Origin of the sequence: Streptomyces sp. NPDC032472, assembly GCF_040636955.1 — a bacterium.
Lineage (GTDB): Bacteria > Actinomycetota > Actinomycetes > Streptomycetales > Streptomycetaceae > Streptomyces.
The window spans coordinates 1-12,874 of the sequence record NZ_JBEZVK010000058.1 but is presented as its reverse complement, the minus strand read 5'-3'; the positions used below and the strand labels follow the sequence as shown (position 1 = coordinate 12,874).

Annotated in this window: 14 protein-coding genes; 6 read left to right on the top strand and 8 right to left on the bottom strand. The window is 73.2% G+C overall.

Translation table 11 applies throughout. The features are described 5' to 3' along the window. Positions 1-151 precede the first annotated feature (151 nt). Both AB0F11_RS29205 and AB0F11_RS29200 read left to right on the top strand, forming a co-directional pair. A complete protein-coding gene (locus tag AB0F11_RS29205; protein WP_362179885.1) occupies positions 152-2,857 on the top strand; it encodes an AfsR/SARP family transcriptional regulator in 2,706 nt (901 codons plus the stop codon). Between the two features lie 54 nt (positions 2,858-2,911). Next, positions 2,912-4,300, top strand: coding sequence for an FAD-dependent oxidoreductase (locus tag AB0F11_RS29200; protein WP_362179883.1), 1,389 nt, complete (start codon positions 2,912-2,914; stop codon positions 4,298-4,300). On the opposite strand, the gene AB0F11_RS29195 is transcribed toward AB0F11_RS29200, so the two are convergent. Then, on the bottom strand, positions 4,297-4,956 hold the full coding sequence (locus AB0F11_RS29195; protein WP_362179880.1) for a helix-turn-helix domain-containing protein: 660 nt from the start codon (positions 4,954-4,956) through the stop codon (positions 4,297-4,299). The genes AB0F11_RS29200 and AB0F11_RS29195 overlap by 4 nt on opposite strands. 185 nt (positions 4,957-5,141) lie before the next feature. Between AB0F11_RS29195 and AB0F11_RS29190 the strand changes: the two genes are divergently transcribed. After that, on the top strand, positions 5,142-6,260 hold the full coding sequence (locus tag AB0F11_RS29190; protein WP_362179877.1) for a serine hydrolase domain-containing protein: 1,119 nt from the start codon (positions 5,142-5,144) through the stop codon (positions 6,258-6,260). A gap of 91 nt (positions 6,261-6,351) precedes the next feature. Here AB0F11_RS29190 and AB0F11_RS29185 read toward each other — a convergent pair whose 3' ends face one another. The 3 genes from AB0F11_RS29185 to AB0F11_RS29175 form a co-directional block, all read right to left on the bottom strand. Then, positions 6,352-7,125, bottom strand: coding sequence for an ABC transporter permease (locus AB0F11_RS29185; RefSeq protein WP_362179874.1), 774 nt, complete (start codon positions 7,123-7,125; stop codon positions 6,352-6,354). Further along, a complete protein-coding gene (locus tag AB0F11_RS29180; protein ID WP_362179871.1) occupies positions 7,122-8,087 on the bottom strand; it encodes an ATP-binding cassette domain-containing protein in 966 nt (321 codons plus the stop codon). Before AB0F11_RS29180 ends, AB0F11_RS29185 begins: the two co-directional genes overlap by 4 nt. A 94-nt stretch (positions 8,088-8,181) precedes the next feature. Then, entirely contained in the window at positions 8,182-8,847 is a 666-nt protein-coding gene (locus AB0F11_RS29175) for a DUF4097 family beta strand repeat-containing protein (protein WP_362179868.1), read from the bottom strand. A gap of 244 nt (positions 8,848-9,091) precedes the next feature. On the opposite strand from AB0F11_RS29175, the gene AB0F11_RS29170 reads away from it, so the two are divergent. Beyond that, positions 9,092-9,841 (top strand): helix-turn-helix domain-containing protein, encoded by a 750-nt coding sequence (locus AB0F11_RS29170; RefSeq protein WP_362179865.1) that lies wholly within the window; start codon positions 9,092-9,094, stop codon positions 9,839-9,841. 82 nt (positions 9,842-9,923) lie between these two features. Here the strand turns inward: AB0F11_RS29170 and AB0F11_RS29165 are convergent, their stop codons facing one another. Genes AB0F11_RS29165 through AB0F11_RS29155 form a run of 3 tightly spaced genes read right to left on the bottom strand, consistent with a single transcriptional unit; the run spans position 9,924 to position 11,487 of the window. After that, positions 9,924-10,343 (bottom strand): arsenate reductase ArsC, encoded by a 420-nt coding sequence (locus tag AB0F11_RS29165; RefSeq protein WP_362179862.1) that lies wholly within the window; start codon positions 10,341-10,343, stop codon positions 9,924-9,926. Further along, positions 10,343-11,110, bottom strand: a complete 768-nt coding sequence (locus AB0F11_RS29160) for an MIP/aquaporin family protein (RefSeq protein WP_362179859.1) — start codon at positions 11,108-11,110, stop codon at positions 10,343-10,345. The genes AB0F11_RS29165 and AB0F11_RS29160 overlap by 1 nt, the downstream gene beginning before the upstream one ends. Then, on the bottom strand, positions 11,107-11,487 hold the full coding sequence (locus tag AB0F11_RS29155; RefSeq protein WP_362179856.1) for a metalloregulator ArsR/SmtB family transcription factor: 381 nt from the start codon (positions 11,485-11,487) through the stop codon (positions 11,107-11,109). Before AB0F11_RS29155 ends, AB0F11_RS29160 begins: the two co-directional genes overlap by 4 nt. A gap of 86 nt (positions 11,488-11,573) precedes the next feature. Between AB0F11_RS29155 and AB0F11_RS29150 the strand changes: the two genes are divergently transcribed. Together AB0F11_RS29150 and AB0F11_RS29145 are read left to right on the top strand one after the other, a co-directional pair. Continuing rightward, on the top strand, positions 11,574-11,990 hold the full coding sequence (locus tag AB0F11_RS29150) for an ArsI/CadI family heavy metal resistance metalloenzyme (RefSeq protein ID WP_362179853.1): 417 nt from the start codon (positions 11,574-11,576) through the stop codon (positions 11,988-11,990). 60 nt (positions 11,991-12,050) lie between these two features. Then, entirely contained in the window at positions 12,051-12,764 is a 714-nt protein-coding gene (locus tag AB0F11_RS29145) for a class I SAM-dependent methyltransferase (protein WP_362179850.1), read from the top strand. A gap of 15 nt (positions 12,765-12,779) precedes the next feature. Here the strand turns inward: AB0F11_RS29145 and AB0F11_RS29140 are convergent. Further along, positions 12,780-12,874: adenosylhomocysteinase (locus AB0F11_RS29140; protein ID WP_351034276.1), on the bottom strand; the 95-nt coding region annotated here is incomplete at its 5' end.

Genomic DNA, 12,874 nt, shown 5'->3' with positions numbered 1-12,874 from the left:
CGGTGGTCCGGGCCGTTATAGGGGTGTGGAACCGGCCGGGCCGCCCCCCGGCCGACCTACATTGGGCTGGTGCGCGCCGGTCCGGCATGCCGCCGCCCCGGCAAGCCGCGCAGTGCAGTACAGCGCAGAACAGCCAAGGGGGCGGGGGAGCATGCGATTTCGGGTTCTGGGTCCGCTGGAGGTCACCGCGCCGGGAACGGGCGGCGCCGCCCTCGCACCGCGGGCCGCGAAGATCCGGGTGGTGCTCGCCGCCCTGCTCGTGCGGGCGAACGAGACCGTCTCGGTGGACGGCCTGATCGACGAGCTGTGGGGAGAACACCCGCCGCGCACGGCGATGACCACCCTGCAGGTGTACGTCTCCCAGCTGCGCAAGCTGCTGCACGAGGCCGACCCGGAGTACGGGCGGGACTCCCTGGTCACCCGGGCGCCCGGCTACCTGCTGCGCGTGGACCCGGCCCAGCTGGACCTGGCCGCCTTCGAGGAGCTGCACCAGCGCGGCCGCGAGGCGATGCAGCGCGGCGACCACGCGGCCGCGGCCGACTTCCAGCACCGGGCGCTGGCGCTGTGGCGCGGCCCGCTGCTCTCGGACACCCCGCACGGGCCGCTGCTGGACAGCACCGCCGGCCGGCTCGCGGAACTGCGGACCTCGGCGCTGGAGCAGCGGGTGCGGGCCGAACTGTGGCTGGGGCGCCACCAGGACCTGGTCGGGGAGCTGCAGGAGATCACCGCGGAGCTGCCGATGCGCGAGGAGTTCCACGCGCACCTGATGGTGGCCCTGTACCGGTGCGGGCGGCAGGCGGACGCGCTGCGCGTCTTCGCCCGGGTGCGGCGCGCCCTGGTGGACGAGCTGGCGATCGAGCCGGGCCGGCCGCTGCAGCAGCTGCACCGGCGGATCCTGACCGGGGACGCGGCGCTGCTGCGCCCGCCGGGGCTGGCGGCGGGGGCGGAGGCGGGGGCCGATGCGCCTGCAGCTGCGGGCGGCGGTGCGTCGGCCGTCCCGCAGCCGCCGCGGGCCTCCGAGGCCGTACGGGAGGCCGCGCGGCGGGAGCCGCAGGATCTGCAGAATCCCCAGGCCGGGCCGGCGCCGCGGGCGACCGCACTTCAGGCGACCGCCCCGGAAGCCGTGCCGCCCGCCCCGCCCGCCTCCTTCACCGGCCGCGAGGAGGAACTGGACGAGCTGAGCGGGCTGCTGCGCACCCTGCCCGTCGGCGGGGCGGTCGTGCTGACCGGCGCGGCCGGCACCGGCAAGACCGCCCTGGCCCTGGCCGCCGCCGACCGGCTGGCCCCGCTCTTCCCGGATGGCCGTGTCTTCCTGGACCTCGAAGACCTCGACCTGCACTCCCCGGCCGCCCATCCCCTCGTACGACTCCTGCGCGCCTGCGGAGCCGAGGGCCCGCTGCCCGCACACGAGGCCGCGCTGCGGGAGCTCCTGGACGGCATCACCCGGGGCCGGCGGATGCTGTTCGTGCTGGACGGGGCCGCGGACGCGGACCGGGTGCGGCCGCTGCTGCCCGCCACCGCCGGCAGCGCGGCCCTGGTCACGGCCCGGCGGGAGCCCTCGGCGCTGACCGGGCGGGTGCTGACGCTGCGCGAGCCCGCCCCGCGCGAGGCGGGGCAGCTGTTCCTCGCCGCGGCGGGCCGGCCCGCCGACGCCGCGGACGGGGCCGCCGTACGGGAGGTCGCCGCGCTGTGCGGGCAGCTGCCGCTGGCCCTGCGCGCCGCCGCCGAGCTGCTGACCGCCCACCCGCACTGGACGCCGGAGACGCTGGCGGCACGGCTGCGCGACGAACCGGGCCGGCTGGCCGAACTGGGACGCGTCGACCGGGACTTCACGGCCCGGCTGCGCGCACCGTACGAGGGCGCGGACGATCCGGGGCGCGCGGCGTTCCGGCTGCTGGGGCTGCTGCCGGCCGGGCCGTTCACCGCCGAGGCCGCCGCGGCCGTTCTGGGCCTCGCGCCCCAGGCGGCCCGTACGGTACTGGCCGGCCTGGAGCGGGAGCGGCTGGTGGAGCCGGAGGCCGTACCGGACGAGCCGGAGCAGCACTGGCGGCTGCCCGAGCCGCTGCGGCTGCTGGCCGCCCAGGAGCTCGCGGCGCACACCCCGCAGGACCGGATCCGGGCGGCAGCGGCCCGGCTGGCGGACACGTACACGCAGGACGTACGGCGCCTGACCGCCGAACCCTCGGACGAACGGCGGCTGCAGTGGTTCACCCGCCGGGAGGCGGCCCTGCTGGCGGTGGTGCGCACGGCGCACCGCAACGAACTCTGGCCGCAGACCATCGAACTGACCACCGCCATGACGGCATTCGTGGAGGCCAGGGCCTCGTGGGAGGTGTGGGAGGCCGGGCACGCCCTGGCCCTGGAGGCGGCGCAGCGGCTCGGCGACCTGGCGGCGGAGGCCCGGCTGCTGCGCTCGCTGGGCGACCTGTCCTGGCAGCGCAGGCGGCTGTCGGCGGCCGGCGACTACTACGAGCAGGCCCTGCTGACCGCGGACGCGGCCCCGGCGGTCGCCGAGCGCGGCCGCGCCCTGGTGGGCCTGGCCGACCTCCAGCTCGACGCGGGCGCGGTGGAGGGCGCGGCGGCGCTGCTCTCCCCCGCCCTGGACGCGGTCGCGGAGGACCCGCGAGGAACCTGGGAGGCGCGCCGGGTCCTGGCCCTGGTGGCCCTGGAAACGGACGGCCCCACCGCAGCCCGCCCCCACTTCACGGCATGCCTGGACCTGGCAACCACCCTGAACGACACCCGCCTCCACTCCTACGCCCACCGCTGGCTCACCCGCCTCACCACCCCCACCTCCCCCCACCCCACCTGGCGAGAAATCCGCCCGGGCATCTGGCGCACAACCCCGGCGGCCTGACCCAAGATCGCCGGGCGGTAGGGTCGTTGTGCAACACGACGCGAAGGGGAGCTTGTGGCGCGGGTTGCGGTGGTTGGTGGGGGGATCAGTGGGCTGGGGACGGCCCTCATGCTCGGGCGGCGGGGCCATGCGGTCACCCTGTTCGAGCAGGACGGGCGGGAGGCCGGGGAGGACCTGGACCGGGACTTCTTTCAGTGGGACAGGCCCCGGGTCCCGCAGGCCGTGCAGCCCCACTCGCTGCTGGCACCCGTGCGGACCGTGCTGCGCGCCGAGGCCCCCGATGTGTACGCCGACCTGCTGGCGCGCGGAGCCCGGGAGTACCACGAGTTCGACTGGTTTAGCGGGCATGGCGGGCTTCCGCCGCACCGGGACGGCGACGAGGACCTGGTGACCCTGCGCACCCGCCGCATCGTGCTGGAGGCCGCCTTGGCCGCGGCCGTGCGGCGGGAATCCGGCGTTGATGTGCAACGGGGCCTGCGGGTGGACGGGCTGGCCGTCCGCGAGGGCCGCCCTCCGCGGGTCACCGGTGTGCGGGTGGGCGCGGACACGTGCCTGGCGGACCTCGTCGTCGATGCGTCCGGGCGCCGCTCGCCGGTTCCCCGCTGGCTGATCGAGGCCGGCTGCCGGCCGCCCGTGGTCGACAGCCACCGCACCGGAATCGCCTATCTGTGCCGCTGGTACCGCCTGCGGGCCGACGGCCCGCGGGAGCCGGGGCGGGTGAAGACCGGTTCGGCAGCACCGTTCGCGCTCGCCGGCGTCTTCCCTTCCGACAACGACACCTTCGCGGTGCACCTGGTGCTCTCCACCGGCGATCCGACCCGCGGCGCGCTCACCGACCCCGCCGTGTTCGAGGCCGCCGCGCGCCGCTTCCCCGCCACCGCCGCCTGGCTCGACCTGGCCCCCGAACCGCAGTCGGCCGTCCTGGCGATGGCCGGCCTCGACAACCGCTGGACCGCCCTCGCTGACGGTGACGGACCCGTCGTCACCGGCCTCGTCAACGCGGGTGACAGCCTCATCCACACCAACCCCACCTCGGGCCATGGCGTGTCCCTCGGTCTGCGCGCGGCCCAGTACCTCGCCACCCATGCCGACCAGGTCGCCGCGGACCCCCTCGGCTACCACGCCTGGACGGAGCGGTCCCTGCGCCCGTGGTTCGACGCACAGGTGGCGGCCGACCGGGCCACCGCGCAGCGCCTCGCCGAGAGCGCACCGCCCCCGGACCGGCGGGCCGCTGCCGTGGCCGCCTGCGCCTTCGACGACCCCGTCGTCATGAGGGCCCGGGCGCAGGTGCGCCATCTCGTGCGCACGGCGGACGAGGCGTACGGCACCGACGAGGTCGACCGGCACGTCAGCGCATGGCTGGCTGCCCGCCCGGACTTCTCCCCCCGGTACGACGGCCCGACCCGGGACCAGTGGGAGGAGACCCTCGTACCGGTCGGCTAGTTCGAGTCGACTGCGGCTTCGATGCGGTCGAGCTGTGCCGCGAGGAGCTCCTCGAACGCGGCGCGGCGGTCCGCCCCGAGGGGGCGGACGTCGCGCGCGAAGTGGGCCAGGGCCGGGAAGCGTTCGGGGTCGGCACCCAGCACCGCCACGCGGAACAGCTCCATGCCCTGTTCGCGCTCATCCGGGGTGACCGTGCTGACTCCGGCCTCGGAGGCGATCAATGCGGCGATGAGGACCGCGAGCCGGTGGTAGCGCGCCGGGATCTCCTCGTCGGGCAGTCCCGACGCACGCAGGGCCTGCAGCACCTCTTCCATGACCAGCCGGGAGCCGGTGCCGCCTGACGCGTAGCGTCCCCAGACCGCGGCGAGCTGGGGCTGCCCGCCGAAGGCGTCCCTCAGACGCAGGGCCAGGGCCGTGATGCGCTGCTTCCAATCGCCCTCGGGGCGGTGACCCTCCATGGCGGCGAGGAGGATCCGGTCGGCGACCGCGCGCAGCAGTTCGGTCTTGCTGCGGAAGTGCCGGTAGAGGCTGGAGGAGTCGGTCCCGAGGACCGCGGCCAGCTTGCGCACGCTGAACGACTCCGCGTCGCTCGTGCGCAGCAGCTCCGCCGCCGCATCCAGGATCTCCTCGGTCGACCAACGCCTTCGGCCTGCCATCCCGCTCCTCTCGCCGATGCTCGCCGATGCTCACCCTACCTGTGCACTCGCCGTTGCACGCACCGCGTGCATAATGAGGACATCGGTAGGTCGACCCCCCGGGGCGGCGTGCCCGCTCGCGCCCTGCTGTCCGAGTCCGGCCGCCGATGCGGCGCCGGCCCCGGGACCACGAAAGGACGGATGACGTGAAGAACCCCCTGGATTCCGCGGCGCTGGACGCGGCCCTCGAGAACGTCCACCGCGCCGGGATGCCCGGCCTGTTCGCCGAGGTGCGGGACGGCGAGCAGGTCTGGCGCGGCGCCGCCGGGGTCGCCGATGTCGCCACCGGCCGCCCCGTCACCCCCGACATGCGCCACCGCGTCGGCAGCATCACCAAGACCTTCACCGCCGCCGCGGTGCTGCAGCAGGTCGAGAGCGGCCGGATCGGGCTCGACACACCGGTCGGCCGGTACCTGCCGGAGCTGGTTCCGGGAGAGCGCGGCCACGCGATCACGGTCCGGATGCTGATCAACCACACCAGCGGCCTCGCCGAGTACCTCCCGTACGCCTACCCCTCCCTCAAGGCGTACCCCGACCTCGCGCACACCGGGCCCGAGAGCCTGGACGACCACCGGCTCACCCGGTTCGACCCCCTCGAACTGATCGAGATGGGGGTCACCGCACCTGCAGTCGGCGCCCCGGGCGGCAGTCCGGGGGTGTACTCCAACACCAACTACCTGCTCCTCGTCCAACTCCTGGAACGGGCGACCGGCACCACGGCCGAGCAGTACATCACGCGGAACGTCATCGAGCGCGCCGGGCTCCGGGACACCGAATTCCCCACCGGACCGCACGTCGACGGGCCTCACTCGCGGCTCTACGAGGCGTGGTTCGGCATGATCGACCCGCCGCTCGACTACAGCGTCTACGACATGTCGTGGGTGGGGCCGTCGGCTTCGCTGGTGTCGACCGTCTCGGACGTCAACCGCTTCTACGGCATGCTGCTGGCCGGACGGATCGTCAGCCCGGCGTCGCTGGAGCAGATGCAACGCACCGTCCCGATCGTCTCCCAAGAGGGAAAGGTGATCGAGTACGGTCTCGGCCTGCACCCGATGGAGGCTCCCGGTCAGGACACCTTCTGGGGCCACGGCGGCACGGTCTGGGGCGGTGGAGCGCTGGCCATGACGCGTGCCGACGGCGGGCGGCAGATGGCGGTCGCGGTGAACATGCAGAGGTGGAACAGGCTCGACTCCTCCGGCAAGCCGCAGCCCCATCCCATCGACGAGGCGCTTGCGCGCCTGTTCCACGTGGCGATGTACGGCTGACCCGGATTGCAGGGCCTTGCCACTGCCCCCGGATATGGCCCAGGGCCGTCAGACCCCGGTGGTCTGACGGCCCTGTTCGGCCCGTTCACGGTCAGGCCTTGTCGAAGGTGTTCTTGGCCCAGAGGTAGGAGAGCACGGCGATGCCGGCGCACCAGGCGGTGGCGATGGCGGCGCTGTTGCCGATGGGGGTGCCGAGGAGGAGGCCGCGGACGGTTTCCATGATCGGGGTGAAGGGCTGGTACTCGGCGAACCAGCGGATCGCGGTCGGCATGGACTCGGTCGGGACGAAGCCGCTGCCGAGGAAGGGCAGCAGGATCAGCGGCATCGGGGCGTTGCTGGCGGCCTCGGGGGTCGGGGACTTCAGGCCGAGGGCGACCGACAGCCAGGTGATGGCCACGACGAACAGGGTGAGCATGCCCGCGGCGGCCAGCCATTCGACAGCGGTGGCGTTGGGGTCGAAGCCGATGGCGAGGGCGACGCCGATGATGGCGGCCAGCCCGATGAGCTGCTGGATGACGCTGCCGACGACGTGGCCGGTGAGGACCGAGGCGCGGGAGATCCGCATGGTGCGGAAGCGGGCGATGATGCCCTCGGTCATGTCGGTGGCGACCATCACGGCGGTGCCGGTGGCGGCGGTGGCCGCCCCCATGAGCAGGATGCCGGGGACGACGTAGTTGACGTAGACCTCGCGGCCGCCGCCGAGGCCGGCGCCGAGGGTGCCGCCGAAGACGTAGACGAAGAGGAGCAGGAGGACGACGGGCGTCGCGATCAGCTGCACCGTCATCGACGGGTAGCGCAGCAGGCGCTTGAGCTGGCGGCGGACCATGGTGGAGGAGTCGCGCGCGGCGAGGGCGAGGGTGCTCATCGGAGGGTCTCCTTCTGCTCGGTCTGCTGCTCGGTCTGCTGCTGCCCGGTGAGGGTGAGGAACACGTCGTCGAGGTCGGGTGTGTGGACGCTCATCCCGGCGACGTCGACGGAGCGTTCGTCCAGGAGGGCGAGGAGTTCGCGGATGGTGCGGACGCTGCCGTCGCTCGGGACCTGCAGGGTGAGGGCCTCGGGGTCGGCGGTGGCCGCGCCGCCGATGAGCCGGCGGGCCGCGTCGAGCAGGTGGGCGTCGGTGAAGGTGAGCCGGACGTGGCCGCCGGGGATGAGCCGCTTGAGTTCCTCGGCGGTGCCTTCCGCTATCAGCCGCCCGTGGTCGAGGAGGGCGATCCTGTCGGCCAGTTCGTCGGCCTCCTCCAGGTACTGGGTGGTGAGGAAGATGGTGACCCCGCCGGCGACGAGCTCCCGGACGATCCCCCACATCGAGCGGCGGCTGCGCGGGTCGAGGCCGGTGGTGGGCTCGTCCAGGAAGATCAGGCGGGGGTCGCCGACCAGGGTCATGGCCAGGTCGAGGCGGCGCTGCATGCCGCCGGAGTAGGTGCCGGCCGGCTTGCGGGCCGCGTCGACCAGGTCGAAGCGGTCGAGGAGTTCGGCGGCCTTGCGCTTGCCGTCGCTGCGCGACAGGTGCTTGAGGTCGGCCATGAGGAGCAGGTTCTCCTCGCCGGTGAGGAGCTTGTCCACGGCCGAGTACTGGCCGGTGACACCGATCGCCCCGCGTACGTCGTCCGGCCGGCGGGCCAGGTCGTGGCCGGCGATTCGGACGGTGCCGGCGTCGGCCGCGACCAGGGTGGACATGATCTGGACGGTCGTCGTCTTGCCGGCGCCGTTCGGGCCGAGCAGCGAGAAGATGGTTCCTTCGGGGACGGCCAGGTCGATGCCGTCGAGGACGGTCTTGTCGCCGTAGGACTTGCGCAGTCCGTGCGCGGCGATGGCCAGGTCGGTCATGAGGGTGCTCCCTGTCGGCAGGCGGGGCGGGCGGGGCGAGCGGGCGGGGCGAGCGGGCTGGGCGGGACGGGCGGGGCGGGGCGCCGGCGCGGGCTCAGAGGCTGCGGGCGGTGATGTCGCCGTACGAGGTGGTGGCGCGGATGGCGAGTTCGGCGGCGCCGTCGTTCTTGAGGGTGTTGCCGATGCGGCCGTAGGAGGTGCCGGCGTCGAGGGTGGCGGAGACGCCGCGGGCGGCGGTGACCGAGATGTCGCCGGACTGGGTGCTGAGCACGAGCCCGCCGCGCACGGCCTCGGCGATGCGGATGTCGCCCCGTGCGGTGCTGATCTCGGCGGGGCCGCCCAGCCGGCCGACCTCGACGTCGCCGTCGACCGCGGTGAGGCGCAGGCTCGCGGCCTCGTCGATCTTGATGTTCCGGTACGCGCCGTCGAAGGCGATGTCGCCGAGGCGGCCGACGCCGCGGAGCTCGCATGCGGCGCTCTTGGCCTCGATACGGGAGCCGGCGGGCAGCTGGACCGTGACCTCGACCGCTCCGGAGGAACCGAAGAGCTGGTTCTTGGGCTCGGGGGTGCGGATCTGCAGGACGCCGTCGGCGTAGGTGACCGTGGTCTGCTCGGCGGTCTGGACGTCGCGGTTCTTGGCGGGGTTGGCGGGCCGGACCTCGACGGTGGCGTCGGCCCGGTCGGCGGCGATGAGCTGGATGCGTCCGGCGGGGACGTCGAGGATGGCCGAGACCGGGGCGGCGGTGGCGAACTTCTGCATGGTGGTGAGCTCCTTCGTCTGTGACGCGGACCCCTCGGCCCGTCGTTTCCAACGAGGGAAAAGCTACGTTGCGTTCAAGAAGTCGGCAACAACTTCGTTGCGCAGAATCAGCATATTCGCAGCTCAAGGCCCGAAAATCGTTGCAATGGATTAGAGTTCAATGCAACAACCCAGCGCCGCTCGTTGCAATGAACTGGATGTGAACGCTATGCTGGGGACGTCACGCACCACGAAGGAGGCCGCGATGCCCGGAGGCAGGCTCACCCAGCAGGAACGCCAGCAGATCGCGCTGGGACTGGCCGACGGCCACGCGTACGCGGAGATCGCCAGACGCCTGGACCGCCCGACCTCGACGATCACGCGCGAGGTCATGCGCAACGGCGGCCCCGCCGGCTACCGCGCCGACCTCGCCCACCGCGCCACCGAACAGCGCGCCCACCGCCGCAGGAAGGCCGCGCCCCGGGACCCGAGCGCGGCCCCGCAGGCCCACGGCCGCGACGCGGAGGCGGTGCGCGCGTACGAGGAGACGCTCACCACCGTCTTCATACAGTCGGGCACGCCCAAGATGATGGCCCGGGTGATGGCCTGCCTGTGCATCAGCGATTCGGGCAGCCTCGGCGCGTCCGAGCTCGTCCAGCGCCTCCAGGTCAGCCCGGCGTCCGTCTCCAAGGCGGTCGCGTTCCTCGACAGCCAGGGCATGGTCCGCCGGGAGCGCGACGAACGCCGCCGCGAGCGCTACGTCATCGACGACGACGTCTGGTACCAGTCGATGATGGCCAGCGTCCGCTCCACCGCCCACGTCGCCGAAACCGCACGGCAGGGCGTCGGCATCCTCGTCCCCGGCACCCCGGCCGCCACCCGCCTCGAGAACGTCGCCCGGTTCCTCGACTTCGTCTCCGAGAGCCTCGCCCGCGCCGCGGAACAGGCCCGCGAAGTCCTCTACACCAAGCCGGAAACCGGGGCTGAGGAACAGCGGAACGAAGACCGGCGCTGAGGGCTGCGGCGCTCAGGTCGCAGACCGTCCTCGCGGGGCGGCGCGATGGGCACGCCGGTCCGCACGCCGGTCCCGGTGACCTTCATCGCGCCGACTCGACGCCGAGCTCGGCGAGCAGGCCGCGGATGCGCTGCTCGATCTCGTCTCGGATCGGCCGGACGGCCGCGACTCCCTGCCCGGCCGGGTCGTCGAGCTGCCAGTCCAGGTAGCGCTTGCCGGGGAAATAGGGGCAGGCGTCGCCGCAGCCCATGGTGATCACGACGTCCGAGGCCTGCACCGCCTCGGCGGTGAGGACCTTGGGGGTCTCGGCTGAGATGTCGATGCCGACCTCCTGCATGGCTTCGACCACGGCCGGGTTCACCGTGTCGGCGGGGGCGGATCCGGCCGAGCGGACCCGCACCCGGTCTGCGCCGAGGTGGGTGAGGAAGGCTGCGGCCATCTGGGACCGGCCGGCGTTGTGCACGCAGACGAACAGCACGGAGGGAACGGCGGAGGTGCTCATCAGGCCAGGGCGCTTTCTTCGGTGGTACGGGCGGCGAGCTGCTGCCTGCCGTGGGGGACGACGGCCCCGTCCTCGCCTGCGGGGGCCGGGCGGCCGAAGCAGAGCGCGACCAGGCCGAGGCCGGCGGCTGCGCCGAGCAGCTGAGCGGCGAGGAACGGCAGCACGGAGGTGGGGGCGATCCCGGCGAAGGTGTCGGTGAACGCCCGGCCGATCGTGACGGCCGGGTTGGCGAAGCTGGTGGAGGAGGTGAACCAGTACGCCGCGCCGATGTAGGAGGCGACCAGCAGCGGCGCCAGGTGGGCGCGGCCGGCGCGGGCCAGGCCGAAGACGAGCCAGACCAGCCCGGCGGTGGCCACGACCTCCGCAAGCCACAGGTGCCCGGCGAACCGGTCGTGGCCGGCGAAGTGCGCCAGGGGCCTGCCGAACATGGCGTCGGCCAGCACCGCTCCGGCGATCGCCCCGGCGACCTGGGCGGGCACGTACGCGGCGACATCGCGCGGGGTGGGGGCGTCGCCGGTGCGGCGGCCGGTGAACCAGGCCGCGAGGGTGACCGCCGGGTTGAAGTGCGCCCCCGACACGGGGCCGAGCAGGGCGATCAGCACGCCGAGGCCGAAGACGGTGGCGAGGGAGTTGGCCAGCAGCTGCAGCCCGACGTCACGCGTCAGTTCGGTGGCCTGGATGCCGGAGCCCACCACCACCGCGACCAGCGCGGCCGTGCCCAGCCCCTCGACCGCCGCCCGCCGCAGCAGCGGGGCCGGCGCGCTCACGCGGGAGCCTTCGCGGTTACGGCGGGGATCTGGAGCAGGGCGGAAAGCCTCGCCAGGGCCTCGGGGAGCACCCAGTAGTACACCCAGGTCCCGCGCCGCTCGGAGCCGACCAGCCCTGCCTCCCTCAGCACCTTCAGATGGTGGGAGATCGTCGGCTGGGACACGTCGAACGGGCCGATGAGGTCGCACACGCACGCCTCGCCGCCCTCGTGGGAGGCGATCAGCGACAGCAGTCGCAGCCGGACGGGGTCCGACAGCGCCTTGAACATCCGCGACAGTCCGGCCGCGGTCTCCTCGTCCAGCGGCTCGCGGACCATCGGCGTACAGCATGCGGCGGCGTCCTGCCCGATCACCGGCAGGCCAGCTTGTTTCGACATACCTCAATATTGACAGTCGTCGATCCCGGTGGCAAGGTCGACTGTATCGACATCTGTCGATACAACTCGTTCGATGGGAGACCGCCATGTCCCGTGTCCAGCTCGCCCTGCGCGTCGCCGACCTCGAAGCCTCGATCGCCTTCTACTCCAGGCTGTTCGGCACCGAGCCCGCCAAGCGCCGCGAGGGCTACGCCAACTTCGCCATCACCGAGCCCCCGCTCAAGCTCGTCCTCATCGAGGGCGAGAGCGGCGAGGACACCCGCCTGGACCACCTCGGCGTCGAGGTTTCCTCCACCGACGAGGTCACCGCGGCCACCACCCGGCTCAAGGAGGCGGGCCTGGCGACCTTCGAGGAGAACGACACCTCCTGCTGCTACGCGCTCCAGGACAAGGTCTGGGTCACCGGCCCCGGCAAGGAGCCGTGGGAGGTCTACGTGGTCAAGGCGGACGCCGACTCCTTGGAGAAGGCCGGCGCCGCCCCGGACGCCTGCTGCGGCAGCTGATCCGGCTCCCCGGGCGGCGGCACCTCTAGGCTTCCCCTGGAGACAGGCAAAGGGAGCACCGTGGCGGACGAGCAGGAGCTGGGCGAGATCCAGCGGCGGCACTGGCAGGAGACCTACGCCGCCCACCCTGGCATGTACGGCGAGGAGCCGTCCGAGCCCGCGGTCCAGGCGGCCGCCGCGTTCAAGGCGGCGCAGGCCCGTGACGTTCTGGAACTGGGGGCCGGGCACGGCCGGGACGCGCTGTTCTTCGCCCGCGAGGGCTTCACCGTCCGGGCAACCGACTTCAGCCCGGTCGGGCTGGAGCAGTTGCGCGACGCCGCGCGCTCCCAGGCAGTCGACGAACGGGTGACCACCATGGTCCACGACGTGCGCGAGCCGCTGCCGTTGCCCGACGCCTCGGTGGACGCGGTCTTCGCGCACATGCTGCTGTGCATGGCCCTGTCGACGAAGGAGATCCACGCCCTGGTCGGGGAGGTCCGCCGTGTCCTGCGGCCCGGCGGGGTGTTCGTCTACACCGTGCGGCACACCGGCGACGCCCACTACGGCGCCGGCACCGCGCACGGCGACGACATCTTCGAGCACGGCGGATTCGCGGTCCACTTCTTCGGCCGCGAACTGGTGGACGCCCTTGCCGACGGCTGGACCCTCGACGAGGTCCACGCCTTCGAGGAGGGCGAACTGCCCCGCCGGCTGTGGCGCGTCACCCAGACCCTGAAACGCGAAGGCCCCGACGGCACGCACGCCCCGGCGGCCGAGGTGGCCGACGGGGCGTGAGCGGGGGGCGGTGGGTCAGTAGCGGTAGTGGTCCGGCTTGTACGGGCCGTCCACGTCGACGCCGATGTACGCGGCCTGCTCCGGGCGGAGCGTGGTGAGCTTGACGCCGA